At 62.2% G+C, this 18,008-nt stretch carries 19 protein-coding genes; 8 read left to right on the top strand and 11 right to left on the bottom strand.

Annotated elements, in window-relative coordinates; genetic code table 11:
- Positions 1-38: 38 nt before the first annotated feature.
- The 4 genes from ACQY4G_RS12320 to ACQY4G_RS12335 all read left to right on the top strand — a co-directional run bounded on the left by ACQY4G_RS12320 (position 39) and on the right by ACQY4G_RS12335 (position 5,157).
- On the top strand, positions 39-986 hold the full coding sequence (locus tag ACQY4G_RS12320) for a DUF481 domain-containing protein (protein WP_421991262.1): 948 nt from the start codon (positions 39-41) through the stop codon (positions 984-986).
- A 2-nt stretch (positions 987-988) separates the two neighbouring features.
- Positions 989-2,113 carry a tRNA guanosine(34) transglycosylase Tgt gene (tgt, locus tag ACQY4G_RS12325; RefSeq protein ID WP_421991264.1) on the top strand — a complete coding sequence of 375 codons (1,125 nt, stop codon included), beginning with the start codon at positions 989-991 and terminating at the stop codon, positions 2,111-2,113.
- A 26-nt stretch (positions 2,114-2,139) separates the two neighbouring features.
- Positions 2,140-2,901: a M50 family metallopeptidase gene (locus ACQY4G_RS12330; RefSeq protein ID WP_421991266.1), complete on the top strand. Its 762-nt coding sequence runs from the start codon at positions 2,140-2,142 to the stop codon at positions 2,899-2,901.
- 252 nt (positions 2,902-3,153) lie between these two features.
- Positions 3,154-5,157: an alpha/beta hydrolase family protein gene (locus tag ACQY4G_RS12335; RefSeq protein ID WP_421991268.1), complete on the top strand. Its 2,004-nt coding sequence runs from the start codon at positions 3,154-3,156 to the stop codon at positions 5,155-5,157.
- 89 nt (positions 5,158-5,246) lie between these two features.
- On the opposite strand, the gene rpsD is transcribed toward ACQY4G_RS12335, so the two are convergent.
- Positions 5,247-5,861, bottom strand: a complete 615-nt coding sequence (gene rpsD / locus ACQY4G_RS12340) for a 30S ribosomal protein S4 (protein ID WP_067690276.1) — start codon at positions 5,859-5,861, stop codon at positions 5,247-5,249.
- Between the two features lie 205 nt (positions 5,862-6,066).
- On the opposite strand from rpsD, the gene ACQY4G_RS12345 reads away from it, so the two are divergent.
- On the top strand, positions 6,067-6,378 hold the full coding sequence (locus tag ACQY4G_RS12345; RefSeq protein ID WP_291178034.1) for a chorismate mutase: 312 nt from the start codon (positions 6,067-6,069) through the stop codon (positions 6,376-6,378).
- Here the strand turns inward: ACQY4G_RS12345 and ACQY4G_RS12350 are convergent.
- From ACQY4G_RS12350 to rpiB, 5 genes are read right to left on the bottom strand one after another with little or no spacing between them, the layout of a single operon-like run.
- Positions 6,368-7,096, bottom strand: coding sequence for an RNA methyltransferase (locus ACQY4G_RS12350; protein ID WP_421991270.1), 729 nt, complete (start codon positions 7,094-7,096; stop codon positions 6,368-6,370). The two genes, ACQY4G_RS12345 and ACQY4G_RS12350, sit on opposite strands and share 11 nt — an antisense overlap.
- Positions 7,083-7,553: a transcriptional regulator NrdR gene (nrdR, locus tag ACQY4G_RS12355; RefSeq protein ID WP_421991272.1), complete on the bottom strand. Its 471-nt coding sequence runs from the start codon at positions 7,551-7,553 to the stop codon at positions 7,083-7,085. Before nrdR ends, ACQY4G_RS12350 begins: the two co-directional genes overlap by 14 nt.
- The gene (locus ACQY4G_RS12360) at positions 7,554-7,793 is read right to left on the bottom strand and encodes a hypothetical protein (protein WP_291178029.1); all 240 of its coding nucleotides are present in this window, start codon (positions 7,791-7,793) and stop codon (positions 7,554-7,556) included.
- Positions 7,794-7,804: 11 nt separating this feature from the next.
- A complete protein-coding gene (gene glyA / locus ACQY4G_RS12365; protein ID WP_421993658.1) occupies positions 7,805-9,082 on the bottom strand; it encodes a serine hydroxymethyltransferase in 1,278 nt (425 codons plus the stop codon).
- Positions 9,083-9,119: 37 nt separating this feature from the next.
- A complete protein-coding gene (gene rpiB / locus ACQY4G_RS12370; RefSeq protein WP_421991274.1) occupies positions 9,120-9,557 on the bottom strand; it encodes a ribose 5-phosphate isomerase B in 438 nt (145 codons plus the stop codon).
- A 124-nt stretch (positions 9,558-9,681) separates the two neighbouring features.
- Here rpiB and ACQY4G_RS12375 point away from each other — a divergent pair, with 124 nt between their 5' ends.
- On the top strand, positions 9,682-9,948 hold the full coding sequence (locus ACQY4G_RS12375; RefSeq protein WP_421991276.1) for a hypothetical protein: 267 nt from the start codon (positions 9,682-9,684) through the stop codon (positions 9,946-9,948).
- Between the two features lie 9 nt (positions 9,949-9,957).
- Here ACQY4G_RS12375 and rpoD read toward each other — a convergent pair whose 3' ends face one another.
- Genes rpoD through ACQY4G_RS12400 form a run of 5 tightly spaced genes read right to left on the bottom strand, consistent with a single transcriptional unit; the run spans position 9,958 to position 15,841 of the window.
- Positions 9,958-11,970 carry an RNA polymerase sigma factor RpoD gene (gene rpoD / locus ACQY4G_RS12380; protein ID WP_067688689.1) on the bottom strand — a complete coding sequence of 671 codons (2,013 nt, stop codon included), beginning with the start codon at positions 11,968-11,970 and terminating at the stop codon, positions 9,958-9,960.
- A 52-nt stretch (positions 11,971-12,022) separates the two neighbouring features.
- Positions 12,023-13,903, bottom strand: coding sequence for a DNA primase (gene dnaG / locus ACQY4G_RS12385; protein ID WP_421991278.1), 1,881 nt, complete (start codon positions 13,901-13,903; stop codon positions 12,023-12,025).
- A gap of 36 nt (positions 13,904-13,939) precedes the next feature.
- A complete protein-coding gene (locus ACQY4G_RS12390) occupies positions 13,940-14,638 on the bottom strand; it encodes a hypothetical protein (protein WP_421991280.1) in 699 nt (232 codons plus the stop codon).
- 22 nt (positions 14,639-14,660) lie between these two features.
- On the bottom strand, positions 14,661-15,392 hold the full coding sequence (locus ACQY4G_RS12395) for a hypothetical protein (protein WP_421991282.1): 732 nt from the start codon (positions 15,390-15,392) through the stop codon (positions 14,661-14,663).
- Entirely contained in the window at positions 15,389-15,841 is a 453-nt protein-coding gene (locus tag ACQY4G_RS12400) for a GatB/YqeY domain-containing protein (protein WP_291178012.1), read from the bottom strand. Before ACQY4G_RS12400 ends, ACQY4G_RS12395 begins: the two co-directional genes overlap by 4 nt.
- A 150-nt stretch (positions 15,842-15,991) precedes the next feature.
- Here ACQY4G_RS12400 and carA point away from each other — a divergent pair, with 150 nt between their 5' ends.
- Positions 15,992-17,170 (top strand): glutamine-hydrolyzing carbamoyl-phosphate synthase small subunit, encoded by a 1,179-nt coding sequence (gene carA / locus ACQY4G_RS12405; RefSeq protein ID WP_421991284.1) that lies wholly within the window; start codon positions 15,992-15,994, stop codon positions 17,168-17,170.
- 53 nt (positions 17,171-17,223) lie between these two features.
- On the top strand, positions 17,224-17,931 hold the full coding sequence (locus ACQY4G_RS12410) for a hypothetical protein (RefSeq protein WP_421991286.1): 708 nt from the start codon (positions 17,224-17,226) through the stop codon (positions 17,929-17,931).
- Positions 17,932-18,008: the final 77 nt, after the last annotated feature.

The following is an 18,008-nucleotide window of genomic DNA, read 5'->3' on the forward strand; positions in this document are numbered from 1 at the left end:
GACTGGCGAGCGGGCCGACAAGAGGCTAGGCGCGCGGCATGCGATTGATCCCGATGCTTTTCCCGCTCCTGCTGGCCGGTGCCACCGTGCCTGCGCAGGCCGAGCTTCCCGAAGGCGCGCAGGCGATGATCGACGCCGCGATAGCGACTGGCGACGAAGCCAAGGTGAAGACTGTGCTCGATCTGGCGCGCGCGACCTGGCCCGATGACACGGCGGAGATCGAGGAAATCGCGAGCGCATTCCAAACCTCGCTTGCAGCGAAACAGGCAGCCGCTGCGGAGGCAAAGGAGCAGGCGATCCGCAGCGCCGGCCTGTTCGAGATGTGGAAGGGCGAGGGCGAGCTCGGCGGCTTCCAGTCCAGCGGCAATAGCGACACGGTCGGCGTCACCGCAGGCCTCAAACTCAAGCGAGAGGGGATCGACTGGTCGCATCGCCTGCGCGCTCGCTTCGACTTTCAGCGGCAGAACGGCGTTACCAGTCGGGAACAGCTCTTCCTGTCCTATGAGCCGCGCTGGCAATTCGACGAAAGCGTGTTTGCCTATGGGCTCACCCAATTCGAGCGCGATCAGATCCAGGGGGTCGATGCGCGCTACGCCATATCCGGCGGCCTCGGTTACCAGGTCCTCGACAACAACAGTTTGAGCCTCTCCGTCAAGGCCGGCCCCGCCTATCGGGTCACAGAGTTCACCGACGGCCGCAACGACAGCCGGATCGCCGCGCTTGCCGGGTTCGATTTCGACTGGAGGATCTTCGAACGGCTGACGCTGACCCAGGATGCGAGTGCCGTCGCCGAGACGGGCGGCGAAGCCGTGGTCCTGATCGACAGCGCCAACACGACGATCAACCTGGTGACCGGACTGAACTTCCAGGTCAGCGACCGTCTGCGTGCGCGTATGTCCTACCAGCTCGATTACGACAGCAACCCGCCGGCCGGGAAGGTGTCGACCGACACGCTGACCCGCGCAACGCTTATCTACGGCTTCTGACCGTGGCCGAACGTTTCAGCTTCACCATCGATGTGACCGACGGTGCCGCGCGCACCGGACGGATCGAGATGCTGCGCGGCGATATTCGAACGCCTGCCTTCATGCCCGTCGGGACGGCCGCCACGGTCAAGGCGATGAAGCCCGAAACCGTGCGCAAGACCGGCGCGGACATCATCCTCGGCAACACATATCACCTGATGTTGCGTCCGGGTGCCGAGCGCGTGGCCAAGCTCGGCGGCCTGCACAAGTTCATGAACTGGAACCGGCCGATCCTGACCGACAGTGGCGGTTACCAGGTGATGAGCCTGTCGGACTTGCGAAAGCTGACCGAGAAGGGCGTCGAGTTTCGCAGCCATATCGACGGGTCGAAACACATGCTTACGCCCGAGCGCAGCATGGAGATCCAGCGACTTCTCGGCAGCGATATCGTGATGGCCTTCGACGAATGCCCGCGCGCCGACCGTCCACGCGACGAGATCGCGGCGAGCATGGAAATGAGCATGCGCTGGGCCAGGCGCAGTCGCGACGGTTTCGATACGGGCGGCGAGCATGCGGAGAGCTCCGCCCTGTTCGGCATCCAACAGGGTGCGCTCGACGAGGAACTGCGCCGGATCAGCGCCGACAAGCTGACCGATATCGGCTTCGACGGCTATGCGATCGGCGGGCTGGCCGTGGGCGAGGGACAGGAGGCGATGTTCGCGACGCTCGATTTCGCGCCCGGCCAATTGCCCGCCGACCGCCCGCGCTACTTGATGGGCGTGGGCAAGCCCGACGATCTCGTTGGAGCGGTCGAGCGCGGCGTCGACATGTTCGACTGCGTGCTGCCGAGCCGCTCGGGCCGCAATGGACAGGCGTTCACGTGGAACGGCCCCATCAACCTGCGCAATGCGCGCTTTGCCGAAGACCAGGACCCGCTCGACAGCCGCTGCACCTGCGATACCTGCGGCACCTATACGCGCGCGTACCTGCATCATCTGGTCAAATCGCAGGAAATCCTCGGGGCGATGCTGATGACCGAGCATAATATCGCCTTTTACCAGCAATTGATGCAGGCCATGCGCGATGCCATCCGCGAAGGTCGCTTTTCGGCTTTCGCAAACGATTTTCGCATGGATTACTTGCGTTAAGGCAGGACGGATATAGTCTGCCGGACATGGAGAAAAATACCCAGCCGCTCGTCGTGCCCGCCAAGTGGGGCCTACCCTACGCGGAGGACGAAGTGAAACCTACGATCCAACGCGAGCAGAGCTATATCGTCGCCATCGCGGTGCTGACGATCATCGCCTGGCAGACCGAAATCGGAACGCTCGCCCTTCTGCCGTTTACGCTGTTGGCGACGTGGTTTCACGAAATGGCGCACGGGCTTGCAGCGGTCGCGCTGGGCGCCGATTTCGAACGGCTCGTGATCTACGCAAACGGTTCGGGATTTGCCGAATATTCGGGCCGCATGTGGGGTGTCGGGCAGGCGATCGTGGCTGCCACCGGACTGCTCGGCCCGACGATCGCCGGGTGCCTGATGATCATCGCCTCCCGTTCGCGACGCGCTACCCGGTGGGTGTTGCTGGCTCTGGGGGCGGCGCTTGCAGTTTCCACGCTGATCTGGGTCCGGTCGATCGTCGGATGGATCGTGCTGCCGGCGTTTGCGGTCGTCTCGCTCTACATTGCGCTGCGCGGAAACGAGAAATGGCAGCGGATCGCGGTCGAATTTCTCGGCGTGCAAGGAGCGGTTAGCGTCTACCAGGACCTTGGCTACCTGTTCAGCCCGGGCGGTTATGTCGGGGGACATCTGGTCCTCTCGGACACGGGCCGGATCGCCGATGCGCTGTTCCTGCCCTACTGGTTCTGGGGCGGCGCGATCACCGTCGCCATCGTCGCGATGGTCTGGAAATCCCTGCAGATCGCGAGTCGCTATTGACCACTAGCGGCAGCGGCTAGTCCGACGAAGCCCCAAATCGCGAATGCGCATCCACGTTAAATCCAGAGTATATTCCCTACACACGCCGCCCGATGTAGTGGATATAAGCAATTCTACTAGGTTTGATTGTTCCTTGAACTTCACATCCAGGCAGTCTCTTTAAATTGATCTGAACTAATTGGTCGAATGGGTTGTCATCTCCGTCATCCCCTAGCTAATATGCCAGCTCATTGGATGTGAGGGTCGAAAATCATGCAGAAGTTATCGAAGGCGGCCATGGCCGTCAGTCTTGTTGCGCTTGGCGGAACGGCGATGGCCTTGCCAGCGCAAGCAGAAACCTTGGAAGAAACGGCCGCGCGCTATGGTTCGCGCGCATCGGTTCTCGACATCAGTCTGTCGCCTTCGGGAAACAAAATCGCATTCATCGCCCCTGGCCCCCAACATTCTGAGGTGCTGAACGTCATCGACCTTTCGGGTGATGCGTCTGTCAAGACCATTGCTGGGAACACAGAGATCAAAGCAAATATGGATCGGTGCGAATGGGCGACCGAAACCCGACTTGTTTGCCAAGTCTGGGTAATGTCCCAGAACGAACGGGGACTATTGCTGCCATTTGATCGTATGTTCTCAGTGAACGCCGACGGGTCGGAGTTCCAAGTTCTAACTGAGCGGCGCAGTTCGAGCGCTCTTGGACATAGGCAGGACGGGGGCGACATTGTCGCACTCGATGTAGCCGCAGAGGATGGTCGCATCCTGATGACGCGAGAATATGTGAAAGAGTTTTCGACCGGGACACGGCTTGCCAACGAAAGAGAGGGACTGGGCGTAGATTCAGTAGACATCGTCAGCGGTAGCCGCACCACGTTGGAGCGGCCTGACGCGATGGCGTCTCGATTCATTGCCGACCAAGCCGGGCGAATTCGCTTGAAGGTCCGCTCCCTTGCAGATGACCGCGGGATTCTGAGCGGTGGGCAGACCTTTATGTATCGCACGACACAGAGCGATAGTTGGGAACGGCTCGACGACATTACAATTGAAGGCGAAAAGACAAGCGACTTCTATCCGGTCGCAGTGGATAGCACCAGGAATGTCGCTTTCGGCTTTGTGACTCGCAACGGCTTCGACGCATTGGCCGAAGTGTCGCTCGACGGTTCGGCCCAAGGGCGGATGCTCCTCGCGCGGGACGATGTCGACGTCGACAGGTTGATTCGGATTGGCCGACAACGCAGGGTAGTTGGGGCAAGCTACGCGATGGAAAAGCGCGAGGTGGCGTACTTCGACGAGGAGTTGAAGAATCTCGCTGGCAGTCTTGCACGCGCTTTGCCAGACTCACCACTCATAAACATCGTTGGCGCAAGTGCGGACGAAAACCGGCTTTTGATTGTGGCTTCCAGCGATACTCAGCCCGGATTTTCCTACCTCTTTGACAAGGAGACAAGCAAGCTCGAGCCGCTTCTAGCAGTGCGCGAACACCTAGTTGATCGGCGGATGGGAGCGATGACGCCGATCACCTATCCGGCTTCGGATGGGACCCAGATTCCTGGCTATCTCACGCTGCCTCCTGGGAAGGAGGCCTCTGACCTGCCCGCGATTGTCTTGCCACACGGGGGGCCGTCCGCTCGCGACGAGTGGGGGTTCGATTGGATTGTACAGTTCTTCGTTGCGCGAGGATACGCCGTTCTCCAGCCGAACTACCGCGGGTCTTCCGGCTATGGTCAAGCTTGGTATGGTCGAAACGGTTTCAAGGCCTGGGATGTCGCGATCGGCGACGTTGCCGATGCCGGTCGCTGGCTGGTTTCCGAGGGGATCGCCGATCCCGACAGGCTGGCGATCGCTGGATGGTCTTATGGAGGATACGCAGCGCTGCAATCACAGGTGATCGATCCCGAACTTTTTAAGGCCATCGTCGCGATCGCGCCTGTCACCGATCTCAAATACCTGCGCGAAGATTCGCGGGGCTACACTAACGCGCGCCTTGTCAACCGCTTCATCGGCGAAGGTGCGCATGTCGTAGCTGGAAGCCCGCTACGACATGCTGAGAAATTTCTAGCACCGGTAGCCCTGTTTCACGGCACGCTCGATCTTAATGTTGACGTACGGCATTCCCGTGCAATGGCTCGAGAGCTGCGCGAAGCCGGTAAGCAGGTCAGCTACACTGAGTATGAGGACCTGCAGCACAGCCTGTCCGATAGCAAGGTGCGCACGGAAATGCTGACCGAAATCGATGCGTTTCTCTCAAAGGCATTGGGGAGTTAGAACGCGCCGATCGATTTCCCGCCAGACCAGTAAAAAGGGCGGCCCCGCTAGGGACCGCCCTTTTTCAATCTCGCTTTCCTCGCGGCTTATTAGCGCGAGTAGAACTCGACCACGAGGTTCGGTTCCATGGTGACCGGGTAGGGCACTTCGTCGAGCTTCGGCACGCGGGTGAAGGTCACCTTGTCGTTGCCGTCGGGTGCGACGTAGTCGGGAATGTCACGCTCGGGCAGGCTCTGCGCTTCGATGACGAGCGCCATTTCCTTCGCCTTGCTACCGAGGCTGACGACGTCGCCGACCTTTACGCGGGCCGAGGCGATGTTGGTCTTCACGCCGTTTAGGTAGATGTGGCCGTGGCTCACGATCTGGCGGGCGGCGAAGATGGTCGGCGCGAACTTGGCGCGATAGACGACCATGTCGAGGCGCTGTTCGAGCAGGCCGATAAGGTTCTGGCCGGTGTCGCCCTTCATGCGCGAGGCTTCCTGGTAGGTGCGCTTGAACTGCTTCTCGGTGACGTCGCCGTAATAGCCCTTGAGCTTCTGCTTGGCGCGCAGCTGCAGACCGAAGTCGCTCATCTTGCCCTTGCGGCGCTGGCCGTGCTGGCCGGGGCCGTAGGAACGCTTGTTGACCGGGGAGTTCGGGCGACCCCAGATGTTTTCACCCATCCGGCGGTCGAGCTTGTACTTGGCGCGGGTGCGCTTCGTCATAGGTATTTCCTTCAATTTGCTGGGCCACCCCATCGGTGACCATCCAACCCGGCATCGCACCGCTGATCGTCGATCAGCGCGGCTTCCGCTTCACCGGGGTGCGGAGCCAATTTGCGAAGGCGCGCTCCTAGCAATATTGTGCAGCGCGTCAAGCGGTAAGATAGGCGCTCGACAAGCGGGTTCAAGCGCGGCAGGGCGCAGTGCCATGAGTGACGAATTCAAACTGCCTGAAGACTGCACGAACATGACCGAAGTGCGTGTTGGGGTGGATACCACCGACCGCGAGCTGATGGAACTGCTCGACCGCCGTTTCGGCTACATGCGGGCCGCCGCCCGGATCAAGACCGACCGCAGCGTGGTGCGCGACGAAGGGCGCAAGGCGGAGGTTATCGCCAACGCCCGTGCGGATGCGGAGGGCAGGGGACTTCCTGCGGACGGGATTGCGAAGATCTGGGAAGAGCTCGTCGAGACCTCGATCGCCTACGAACTGGTCGAATGGGATCGGATCAGAACTTAGGCTCGCGCTGGAGCGAGGACAGCACACCGCGCAGGGTGCGCACTTCGAGGTGGTTCCAGCCCGGCTTGGTCAACACACCGCGTAAGGTGCGCCTCGTGGCTTCGGCACGGGACTCGGGGCGGAAATAGCCCTTCGGCTCGAGCATAGTTTCGAGATGCGCGATCAGTCCGTCGAGGTCTTCCTGCGGCGCGGGGGGCAGCAGTTCTTCCTGCGTGGGCTGCACCAGCTCCTCGTGCTTCGACCATTCATAGGCGCACAGGATCACCGCCTGAGCGAGATTGAGCGAGCCGAATTCGGGATTGATCGGGACGGTCAGGATCGCGCGGGCCAGCGCCACGTCCTCGGTTTCCAACCCCGAGCGTTCGGGGCCGAACAGGATCGCGCTGCGCCCCTCCGCCACGGCCATCTCGCGGCTCGCTTCCTCGGGCGTGACGACGGGTTTCGTCACGCCGCGCTTGCGGACCGTGGTTGCGTAGACATGCGCGCAATCGGCGACCGCTTCGGCGGTCGAGGCATAGACCCGCGCCCGTTCCAGCACGACATCGGCGCCCGATGCGGCCGGCCCCGCGGAAGGGTTTGGCCAGCCGTCGCGCGGCTCGACGAGGCGCATTTCGGTCAGCCCGAAATTGAGCATCGCACGCGCAGCCTTGCCGATGTTCTCGCCCAATTGCGGTCGGACCAGCACCACGACCGGCTTTCGGATATCAGCCTCGCTCATTGTACGCCGCTTCCTGCACCGTGCTGGCGAATTCCTCGAAATCGCGCGCCTCGCTGAAATCGCGATAGACGCTGGCGAAGCGGATATAGGCGACGCTGTCGAGACCCTTGAGTCCATCCATCACCATCTCGCCGATGCGTTGCGACGGCACTTCCGCTTCGCCGGCAGTTTCAACCTGCCGCTGGATGCCCGATACGAGTTGGTCGATACGTTCCTGCGGCACGTCGCGCTTACGGCAGGCGAGCGAAATCGACTGTTCGAGCTTGCTGCGATCGAAGGGCTGACGACGGTCGCCCGACTTGACCACGGTCACCTCGCGCAGCTGCACGCGTTCGAAGGTCGTGAAACGTGCGCCGCAGCTCGAACATTGGCGGCGGCGGCGGATCGAGGTCGAATCCTCGGTCGGACGACTGTCCTTTACCTGGCTGTCGTCATGGGCACAGAATGGGCAGCGCATTTACGGTCGGAGGCGCTTGTACAGCATGAAGCCCGCGCCCGCGACGAGGCCGATGGGCCAGGTCACGACCGGCAGGATGCCGCCCGCGATCGCACCGACTGCGGCACCGGTCAGAACCGGCTTGGTAGACGGATGGTTGAGACCCTGCTTGGCCATGCCCTTGATTTCGTCACCGGCGTCGGAAACGAGATCGTGATCCTGATGCCGGTTTTCGTGCCCCTGGGGTTCCTTGTCGTCCATCGTCTGTCTCCTTAGCGGCCGGGATAGACGGGGAAAGCGGCGCACAATTCGGCGACCTTTCCGCGCACCTGCTCTTCGACCTGGCCATCACCTTCGGGGCCATTGCGCGACAGACCGTCTACCACTTCGCAGATCAGCGCGCCAATCCGGCGGAACTCGTCGGGTCCGAAACCGCGCGTCGTGCCGGCGGGCGTACCGAGGCGGATGCCGCTGGTCACGAAGGGGCTGCGCGTGTCGTAGGGAATGCCGTTCTTGTTACAGGTCAGCCAGGCACGGTCGAGGCCGGCTTCGGCCGCCTTGCCGGTGACATCCTTGGCCGTGAGGTCGACCAGCATCGAGTGATTGTCGGTGCCGCCGGAAACCACGCGCAGACCGTTCGCCTCGATGCCGTCGGCCAGCGCGCGTGCATTCTCGACCACGCGGTTGGCGTAGTCCTTGAAATCGGGGCGCAGCGCCTCGCCGAAAGCGACCGCCTTGGCGGCGACAACATGCATCAGCGGGCCGCCCTGCATTCCGGGGAAGACCGCCATGTTGAGCGGTTTGGTCAGCTCCTCGTCGTCCCACAGAATCACGCCGGAGCGCGGACCGCGCAGGCTCTTGTGGGTGGTGGTGGTGACGACATGCGCATGCGGGAAGGGCGAGGGATGCGCTCCACCCGCGACGAGGCCGGAGATGTGGCTCATGTCGACCATCAGATAGGCGCCGACCTCGTCCGCCACCTTGCGGAAGGCCGCCCAATCCCACACGCGCGAATAGGCGGTCCCACCCGCGATGATCAGCTTGGGCTTGTTGGCCTTCGCGATCGCCATGACTTCGTCCATGTCGATCAGCTCGTCGCCCTTGCGCACGCCGTAGCTGACCGGATTGAACCACTTGCCGCTCAGGTTGACCGGTGAGCCGTGGGTGAGGTGACCGCCCGAATTGAGGTCGAGACCCATGAAGGTGTCGCCCGGCTGCAGCAGCGCAAGGAACACCGCCTGGTTCATCTGGCTGCCCGAATTGGGCTGGACGTTGGCGAAACCGCATCCGAACAGCTGCTTCGCGCGCTCGATTGCCAAGGTTTCGACCACGTCGGCATAGTCGCAGCCGCCGTAATAGCGCTTGCCCGGATAGCCCTCGGCATATTTGTTGGTGAACACCGAACCGGTCGCTTCGAGCACTGCGGTGGAAGCGATATTCTCCGACGCGATCAGTTCGATCTTGTCCTGCTGGCGGGCGAGTTCCTTGCGAATCGCTGAGTGGATCTCGGGGTCGGCCTCGGCGAGCGTGTCGTGCCAGAAACGGTACATCGGGTCGCGGTCGGTGTTTGCGGGCTGGGTGGCCAAATCAGATCTCCGGATTGGAAAGCTTGTCGACGCGGCGCTGGTGGCGACCGCCGGCGAATTCGGTATCGAGGAAGGCGGTAAGGCACGCCTTGGCCATGTCGCTGCCAGTCAGGCGTGCACCCATGGCGATGCAGTTGGCATTGTTGTGTTCGCGCGCGAGGCTGGCGGAGAGCGGCTCCGAAACCAGCGCGCAGCGCACGGCGGGGTTGCGGTTGACGCTCATCGAAATACCGATGCCCGAGCCGCACAGCGCGACACCGCGCTCGGCTGTGCCGTCTGCAACGACGCTCGCCAGGTTGTAGCCGAAGTCGGGATAATCGACGCTCTCGGTGGTCTCGGGGCCAAGGTCCGCGACCTCGTGGCCCTGCTCGATCAACCAGTCGCGCAGCTCGGCCTTGAGGTCGATGGCGGCATGGTCGGAGGCAATGGCGATACGCATGGGTGCCACATAGGGGAGGGTAGCGATTCCCTCCACCCATCGTGAACAACTTTCTACATCAATACCTCGTGATCGGCCTTTGGTTATGCAACGAAACTGACCGTTGTTGTGATGGAGGACGACTGTGAAGGAAGACGAATTCGGAGACGCTGCGATGGAAGCCTTCGCATTTTCGGGCAGTCTTATCGGCAGTATCAATGCCTCGGTGGGCACCCTGCAGATGCTTGTTTGGAAAGGCCAATTCACGAAGGAAGAAGCAATGTTCGTTCTCGATACGGCACAAGAGAGTGCCGCAAGAATGAACTTGCCTGAGCCTTTTCAAAGCGGCGTTGCTGGAGCCTATGAGAGCGCGAAGGAGTCGATAGAAGCCAACTCTCTCACTATCGGTTAGCGACGGAGACTACTGATCGAGGAACGAGCGCATCTTGCGGCTGCGGCTCGGATGCTTGAGCTTGCGCAGCGCCTTGGCTTCGATCTGGCGGATACGTTCGCGGGTCACCGAGAACTGCTGGCCGACTTCCTCGAGCGTGTGGTCGGTGTTCATGCCGATGCCGAAACGCATGCGCAGCACGCGTTCTTCGCGCGGGGTGAGCGAGGCGAGGACGCGGGTGACCGTTTCCTTGAGGTTCGCCTGGATCGCCGCATCGACCGGGATGATTGCGTTCTTGTCCTCGATGAAATCGCCGAGGTGCGAATCTTCCTCGTCGCCGATCGGGGTCTCTAGGCTGATCGGTTCCTTGGCGATCTTCATCACCTTGCGCACCTTCTCGAGCGGCATGGAGAGCTTCTCCGCCATCTCTTCGGGTGTCGGCTCGCGGCCCTGGTCGTGCAGGAACTGGCGCGAGCAGCGCACCAGCTTGTTGATCGTCTCGATCATGTGGACCGGGATGCGGATCGTGCGCGCCTGGTCGGCGATCGAGCGGGTGATCGCCTGGCGGATCCACCATGTCGCGTAGGTGCTGAACTTGTAGCCGCGGCGATACTCGAACTTGTCGACCGCCTTCATCAGGCCGATGTTGCCTTCTTGGATCAGGTCGAGGAACTGCAGGCCGCGGTTGGTGTATTTCTTGGCGATGGAAATCACGAGGCGCAGGTTCGCCTCGACCATTTCCTTCTTGGCGATGCGCGCCTCGCGCTCGCCCTTCTGGACCTTGTTCACGATCCGCCGGAATTCCTCCAGCGCCATGCCGGTCTGCGCCGCGATGTCCGAAATCTCGGCACGAATGCGTTCGACCGCATCGGCTTCCTTCTCGGCAAAGGCCGCCCACTTCTTGTCCTTCTTGGCGCGTTCCTTCAGCCAGCTGTCGTCGAGTTCGTTGCCGATATAGGCATCGAGGAAGTCGATCCGCTTGACCTTGTGCCGCTCTGCCAAGCGCAGCATCTGGCCGCCCAGCGCAGTCAGGCGGCGGTTGAAGGCATAGAGGTTGTCGACCAGGAATTCGATCTTGGTCGCGTGGAACTGGACGCTTTCGACTTCGGCCGTGAGCTGTTCGGATAGTGCCTCGTACTTCTTTTCCTTGGCCGGCGAGAATGCCTCACCCTTGGCCATGACATCGACCCGCTCCTTCTGGAGCTTCTCGAATTTGCCGAAAAGGTCGGTTATACGGGCGAAGCGTTCGATGGCGTCGGGCTTGAGCGCAGCCTCCATCTGGGCGAGGGACATGGTGTTGTCCTCTTCCTCGTCATCGTCGCTCTTGGACGACCCTTCTTCGCCGTCTTCGCCGTCTTCGTCCGAATCGCCGTCGTCGTCATCGTCGCGGATCGTGGGACCGGCGGTCTCTTCGGAAATCTCGCCGTCGTCGTCTTCGTCCTCGCCCTCTTCCAGCTTTTCGGGCGGGGGTTCCTTCGAGAGCATGGCGTCGAGATCGAGGATCTCGCGCAGCTGCATTTCCTCCGCGTTCAGCGCCTCGGACCACTGGATGATGGCGTGGAAGGTGATCGGGCTCTGGCACAGGCCCATGATCATCATGTCGCGGCCGGCCTCGATACGCTTGGCGATGGCGATTTCGCCCTCGCGGCTGAGCAGTTCGACCGCGCCCATTTCGCGCAGATACATGCGCACCGGGTCGTCGGTACGTTCGCCGCCGGTGGCCTTCTTGGCGGCGGGTTTGGCCGCGGCCTTGGTATCTTTCTTGGCGTCGGAGGCGATTTCCTCGACCTCCGCGGCCTCTTCGGCAGCGGCCTCGGCCTCCTCGTCGCTTTCGACGATCTGGACGCCCATGTCGGATAGCGCGGACTGGATGTCCTCGATCTGGTCCGAGCTCATTTCGCCCTGCGGCAAGGCGTCGTTGAGCTCGTCGTAAGTGACGTAACCCTTCTTTTTCGCCTTGGTAATGAGCTTCTTGACCGACGCTTCGTTGAGATCGATCAGGGGAGCGTCGCCGTCGTCCTTGGTCTTCGACTTGGTGGCCATAGAGATTTCAAATCCAGTCTAATACTTCCGGCGGGCCGCGTTCCCGCCAAGATCATGCATCCGATTCGCCGTCTGCCGCAGCTTTCCTGCGACCGAAACGCTTCAACCGCTCGTTTAGTGCCAGCAACCGCTCGCGCAATCGGGCCTGTTCGGCGATGGAACCTTCCGGATCGCGTTCGAAACGCGCTGTTGCTTCCGCCAGGGCGGATTCCAGCGCCGGCCTTTCGACCAGCAGCGACACGGCCTCGGCCAGATCCTCGCGCGCGTCACCTGGGTCTGTGCCTTCATCGAGGAAGGCGAAATGAGCTTTTTCCGGTGGGGCAGGAAGGCCTCGTTCGAGCGATATGGTCGATTGCGCGGACAAATCAAGCGTCTCGGCGGCTTCAAGCAACGAATCGAGCGCGGGGCCGACATTTTGGTCACGCCGCGCGAGATCGGAAAGCGCTTCCTCGTGGCGCAGGATCTGGTCGGGGAACTTGACCAGCCCCGCAATGACGGCGCGGGTAAAGGCGTCGCGTGCACCGCCCTTCATTGCGCGAGTCAAACTATCCCGCGCATCGGGCGAAAGCGTGGGCGCCGGCTGCCTGATCCCGCCCTTCTTCCATTCACCCCGAGGCCGGAATTTGCGCGGTGGTCTGGGCGGGAAAGCGAAAGCGGAAAACCGTTCGAGCAGTTCGCGCTTGTAGAGCGCGCGGATATCAGGGTGCTGGATGCTGTCCACGTGGTCGAGCAGGCGCGCTTTGAGGCCCGCCTTTTCTTCCGGAGAATCGAGCGGGGCGGAGGCCTTCTCGAACTCCCACAGCGTGTCGAGCAGGCTGGCGGCTCGCGCGAGCAAATCCTCCAGCGCACCGACGCCTTGCTCGCGCAGCAGGTCGTCCGGGTCGAGACCGGCAGGCAGACGGACGATCGACAGCGAATGGCCCGGGCGCAGCATCGGCAGCGCGCGCGAGATTGCCCGCATTGCGGCGCGCTGGCCGGCATTGTCGCCATCGAAGCACAGGATCGGTCGCTCGACCTGGCGCCATAACAATTCAATCTGGTTTTCCGTCAGCGCCGTGCCAAGCGGAGCTACCGCTTCGCCGATACCGGCGTTCGCCAGCGCGATCGCGTCCATATAGCCTTCGACCACGATCATCCGCCCGCTCTGCCGCGAGGCGGGCGCGGCGCGGTGGAGATTGTAGAGCGTGCGCCCCTTGTCGAACAGCGGTGTGTCGGGACTGTTGAGGTATTTGGGCGCCTTGGGATTGGCCTCGCTGTCGAGTATGCGGCCGCCGAAGGCGATCACGCGCCCTCGGGTATCGTGGATCGGCAGCATCAGCCGCCCGCGGAACCGGTCGTAGGGTTCCTTGCCTGCCCCGGACCGCGATCCGGGGTCCTCGATCCTGATCCGCATGCCCGCTTCGATCAGCATGGGCTCTTCGAATCTACTCAGCGCTCGCTTCAACGCCTGCCGGTCCTCGGGCGCATAACCGAAGCCGAATTCGCGAATGGTGGCATCTGAAAAGCCGCGGCGCCCGAGATACTGGCGCGCCTGCGCACCCTCGGCCCCGCGCAAATTCCCTTCGAACCATTCCTGCGCCGCGGCGGTGACATCGTGCAGGCTGGCACGCTTCTCCGCCCGCTGCGCGGCACGTGGATCGGGCGCGGGAACCTCCATTCCGGCTTCCGCCGCCAGCTCCTTCACCGCGTCCATGAAGGGCATGCCGCGCTGGTCGGTCAGCCAGCGGATCGCGTCACCATGCGCCTCGCAGCCGAAGCAGTGGTAGAAGCCTTTCTCGTCATTGACGTAGAAGCTGGGCGTCTTCTCATTATGGAACGGGCAGCACGCCTTGAACTCGCGCCCCGCCTTGGTCAGCCGCAGGGTTCGACCGATCACCGCGGACAAGGTGGTCCGCATGCGCAATTCGTCGAGCCATTGGGGAGAGAGGGCCATAAGGTCGTAGACCTTACTGAGGGCCCGCTTCCAGCGCTAGCGGGGGCCGGAACCCTCCACAGGCTTATCCTCAGGCGGGAAGGGGCCGGTGGCGGCGACTTGGTTGCCTTCGATCTCGAGAAGATAGGCTTCGGCCGGCCCCTGCGGGGGCAGGGTGGACTGCCACCAGAAAGTCATCGTGCTGCCCGGCTTCCATCCGGATCCACGGACCACGCGCCAGATCAGGCTGCCATTGTCGCTGCTGATCGAGATTGCATCGGGATCGCCCAGCGCGGCCTCGGCTTCGGCGGTCGAATAACCGATCGACTGGTTGAACCCGCTTGCCTTGCGGATCGTGCGGAAGAGGGTGGGCGCAGTTTCGACCACCTCGGGACCATCGGTAGGCGCGGCCTCGGCGGTCTCGTCCGCGTCGGCAAGCGTAATCCGGTGGACGTAGGTATAGGCGGTTTCTGCGGACATCTCGCTCGGATTGCACGCCGCCACTCCCGCGGGGCAGGCGACATAGCTGACGAGCGTCCCGATCTGGCGATTGCCGGCACTCAGCACGGTTTCGACTTCCGGCCCCTGCGGCCCGACGATCTTCGCGCCCAGCGTCGAAAGGTCGAGATCGGCACCCACAAGAGTTCGGGGGGCGGCGATGGTTGGCGAGGGAGTGGGCGCGGGTTCGGGTTCGGCAGACCCGCAGGCGGCGAGCATCAAGACCCCGGTGGAAATCGCAAACGTCGACAGGCGCATCGTCAGGACATCCTTCCTCGCCTCACAGGGCAGGGGCGTTGCAGGCGTTGGCCGCGCCCGGAGCATCGCCGGGATAAGGCCCGGCGCCGGTCGCGCGGGTGTAATTGGCATTGATCGCATAGGCCGGTGCGGGACCGGCGGGGGGCACGGTCGACTGCCACCAGAAGGTGAGCGGTTCGGCCTGCTCCCACTGGTCTCCGCCATCGCCGGCGCTGACGGTCCACACCAGCGCACCGTCGTCGCAGGTGACGACGACATCGGCCTTGGCCCCGATCGCGGCCATTGCCTCGTCCTTCGAATAGCCGACCGCGCCGGTGAAACCGTTGGCGGGACGCGTCATGCGGAAGGCGGTCGCGCGCTCGACATCGGAAGCATCGGCGCCTTCCCCGCTGCCGCTGTCGGGCTCGTTGTCCTCGCCGGGATAGACGACGTGGACATAGGTATAGACCGTGCCCTCGGGCGCGGTTGCCGGGTCGCATTCGGTCATGCCCGACGGGCAGGCGACATAGCTGCGCATATCGGCGAAATTACCTTCCGGATTGGACAGGGCGGTTTCGACTTCGGTGCCCTGGGGGCCGACGATCTTCGCACCCAGTTCGAGATCGAGGAAGTCGACCGCTTCGATATTGCGCGCCAACGCCTCCGCTTCGCCATCGCTCGCTGCCGTTTCAAGGTCGGTCGGCGGATCGTCCGCGCCGGAGCCGCAGGCGGCAAGCACGAGTGCGAGGGAGAAGGCGACGGGCGTCTTGGTCATGACAGTGCTTCCTTTACGAGGCCGCTGGCCTTGCTCATGTCGAGGGTAGCGCCATGGCGGGCTTTCAGTTCCCCCATCACCCGACCCATGTCCTTCATGCCCTCGGCGCCAAGCTCTTCCTTGATAGCGGCGATCGCGGCGCGGGTTTCCTCCTCGCTCATCTGCTTGGGTAGGAATTCCTCGATCACCGCCAATTCGGCTTTTTCCTTTTCGGCGAGTTCGGTGCGGCCGCCGCTTTCGTACATTTCGATCGATTCGCGGCGCTGCTTGGCCATTTTGAGCAGCACGTCGGTGACCATCTCGTCGTCCTCGGGCTTCTTGTCGGCGGTGCGCAGTTCGATATCGCGATCCTTGATCTTCGCGCCGATCAGCCGGAGCGCGGCGGTGCGGTCCTTGTCCTTGGCCTTCATGGCGGTGACGGTCTCGGACTGGATTTTTTCGCGGAGCATGCTGCCTCTTTGCGCTAAGCTGTGGATGGTTGGCGCCACATTTAGAAGAAGCTGGCGCAAAGCCAAGTGTTCCGCTTGACGGAACCGGTCCACGGCTCTAGCGGCTGAGGCTTAGCAACATCGCTGGAAACCCTCTTACCCGGAGCGCCCATGGCCCTGTCCGCATCTTCGCACGCGCAACCTAAAGATGCCACGGGAGTCCTGGTGCTGGGAGACGGCACCGTCATCTGGGGCAAGGGCTTCGGCGCCAGCGGCTCGGCGGTGGGCGAGGTCTGCTTCAACACCGCGATGACCGGTTACCAGGAAGTGATGACCGATCCTTCCTACGACAGCCAGATCGTCACTTTCACCTTCCCGCATATCGGCAATGTCGGCGCGAACGAGGAAGACCATGAGAGCCGGGGGCTGGGTGCGGTCGGCTGCGTGACGCGGCAGGAAGTGACTCCGCATTCGAACTTCCGCGCGCAGAACGAGTTCGTCGAGTGGATGAAGGATCATGGCAAGATCGGCCTTTCGGGCGTCGACACCCGTGCGCTGACCCGCCGGATTCGGCTGTCGGGCGCGCCCAATGCGGTGATCGCGCACAGTCCGCGGGGTGAATTCGACCTCAAGGCGCTGAAGAAGCAGGCAGCGGAATGGAGCGGGCTCGAAGGGCTCGACCTCGTCCCCGGCGTGACGCGCGAAGGACAGGAAAACTGGACCGGCGGTCACTGGCAACTCGGTTTCGGTTATACCGAGGGCGGGGCGGAGAAGCCGCATGTCGTCGCGATCGATTACGGCGCGAAGGACAATATCTTCCGCAACCTGGTGAAAGCGGGAGCCAAGGTCACGGTCGTGCCCGCGCGCACCTCCTTCGACGACATCATGGCGCTTAAGCCCGACGGCGTGTTTCTCTCCAACGGTCCAGGCGATCCGGCGGCGACGGGCGAATATGCCGTGCCGGTGATCAAGGGCCTGCTCGATGCCGATGTGCCGCTGTTCGGCATCTGCCTTGGCCACCAGATGCTCGGCCTCGCGGCAGGCGCAAAGACCGCCAAGATGTTCCAGGGTCACCGCGGTGCCAACCACCCCGTCCAGCGTGTCGGGGAAGGGTGGGGCGCAAGCGAGGGCCTCGTCGAGATCACCAGCATGAACCACGGCTTCGCGGTCGACGGTGAAACGCTGCCCGACACGGTCGAACAGACCCACGTCTCGCTCTTCGACGGCACCAATTGCGGGATCAGCATCAAGGGCAAGAAGGCCTTCGGCGTGCAATACCACCCCGAAGCGAGCCCCGGCCCGCAGGACAGCTTCTACCTGTTCGAGAAATTCGTGGGGATGTTGGGGTGAGATACAGGGATTTTATTGATATCCTCCTCGGCACCATTGGTTACGAAGCGTCAATGAGCGGCAAGACAGAGTTTCGCGTAGGTGAATTGCTTGATCGCTATGGATTAGAGATACGTCCCCAATGGCGAGAAACAATTACGAGCGATCTCGATGACGATTATCGCACCAGAATGTACCGTCACCTCGGTCCATTGGTTCAACAGCGGATTTCGCTTTCCGGTGAAGGAATAAGCTGGTTCGAAGACTACGAAGAGAATTTTACGTCAATCTTGGAGGCCAATGGTCTTCGAAACCCCTACCAAGAAGCTCCGAACGATAAACCTCTTCCACCCGGAGTTGCCGAGGCGAAAGGTCGAATCTTTCTTACTGAGGGTGATCCTCCATCCGACTTCGGAGAAGATGGTGATATCTTTCTTTCAACGGCACCCGCTTCCGATCGCATCGTCCCTCTGAATCACAACTCCCCAGACTATCAAGAAATTGCGACCAAGTTTGCAAGCATCTCCGAGGACGTTCGAGGGGTCAACGACGCAGAACCGGAGGAGAAGGAGAGGGTCTTAAACAGCTTGCAAGCTGCGGAAGTGCTGTGGGATTCCGCACAACTGCGCATTGTTCAATTGAAGGTTGGTGTCCTCATGGCAGTCGAAGATGCGGCTTCCTTTCTAGGCAAGGGCGCTAAAGCGGTAGGGGCGGCCCTACTCGTCGATCTAATCAAAACCTTTGTTAAGAATCATTTCGATTTCGATTTGGATGCTCTCTAATGCCCAAACGCACTGACATCTCCTCGATCCTCAGCACCGGCGCCGGCCCGATCATCATCGGCCAGGCCGGCGAGTTC

Source organism: Qipengyuania sp. (genome assembly GCF_965277845.1).
In the GTDB taxonomy this organism is placed as follows: Bacteria; Pseudomonadota; Alphaproteobacteria; order Sphingomonadales; family Sphingomonadaceae; genus Qipengyuania.

Bases quoted from the DNA above. Each gene is read 5' to 3' on its own strand.
- ACQY4G_RS12345 (WP_291178034.1), top strand. From the start codon at position 6,067: ATGAGTGACGAATTCAAACTGCCTGAAGACTGCACGAACATGACCGAA.
- rpoD (WP_067688689.1), bottom strand. From the start codon at position 11,970: ATGGCCACCAAGTCGAAGACCAAGGACGACGGCGACGCTCCCCTGATC.
- ACQY4G_RS12400 (WP_291178012.1), bottom strand. From the start codon at position 15,841: ATGCTCCGCGAAAAAATCCAGTCCGAGACCGTCACCGCCATGAAGGCC.
- ACQY4G_RS12395 (WP_421991282.1), bottom strand. From the start codon at position 15,392: ATGACCAAGACGCCCGTCGCCTTCTCCCTCGCACTCGTGCTTGCCGCC.
- ACQY4G_RS12410 (WP_421991286.1), top strand. From the start codon at position 17,224: ATGAGCGGCAAGACAGAGTTTCGCGTAGGTGAATTGCTTGATCGCTAT.
- carA (WP_421991284.1), top strand. From the start codon at position 15,992: ATGGCCCTGTCCGCATCTTCGCACGCGCAACCTAAAGATGCCACGGGA.
- ACQY4G_RS12335 (WP_421991268.1), top strand. From the start codon at position 3,154: ATGCAGAAGTTATCGAAGGCGGCCATGGCCGTCAGTCTTGTTGCGCTT.
- ACQY4G_RS12320 (WP_421991262.1), top strand. From the start codon at position 39: ATGCGATTGATCCCGATGCTTTTCCCGCTCCTGCTGGCCGGTGCCACC.
- rpsD (WP_067690276.1), bottom strand. From the start codon at position 5,861: ATGACGAAGCGCACCCGCGCCAAGTACAAGCTCGACCGCCGGATGGGT.
- glyA (WP_421993658.1), bottom strand. From the start codon at position 9,082: ATGTACCGTTTCTGGCACGACACGCTCGCCGAGGCCGACCCCGAGATC.
- rpiB (WP_421991274.1), bottom strand. From the start codon at position 9,557: ATGCGTATCGCCATTGCCTCCGACCATGCCGCCATCGACCTCAAGGCC.
- ACQY4G_RS12350 (WP_421991270.1), bottom strand. From the start codon at position 7,096: ATGAGCGAGGCTGATATCCGAAAGCCGGTCGTGGTGCTGGTCCGACCG.
- dnaG (WP_421991278.1), bottom strand. From the start codon at position 13,903: ATGGCCCTCTCTCCCCAATGGCTCGACGAATTGCGCATGCGGACCACC.
- ACQY4G_RS12330 (WP_421991266.1), top strand. From the start codon at position 2,140: ATGGAGAAAAATACCCAGCCGCTCGTCGTGCCCGCCAAGTGGGGCCTA.
- ACQY4G_RS12360 (WP_291178029.1), bottom strand. From the start codon at position 7,793: ATGGACGACAAGGAACCCCAGGGGCACGAAAACCGGCATCAGGATCAC.
- nrdR (WP_421991272.1), bottom strand. From the start codon at position 7,553: ATGCGCTGCCCATTCTGTGCCCATGACGACAGCCAGGTAAAGGACAGT.
- ACQY4G_RS12390 (WP_421991280.1), bottom strand. From the start codon at position 14,638: ATGCGCCTGTCGACGTTTGCGATTTCCACCGGGGTCTTGATGCTCGCC.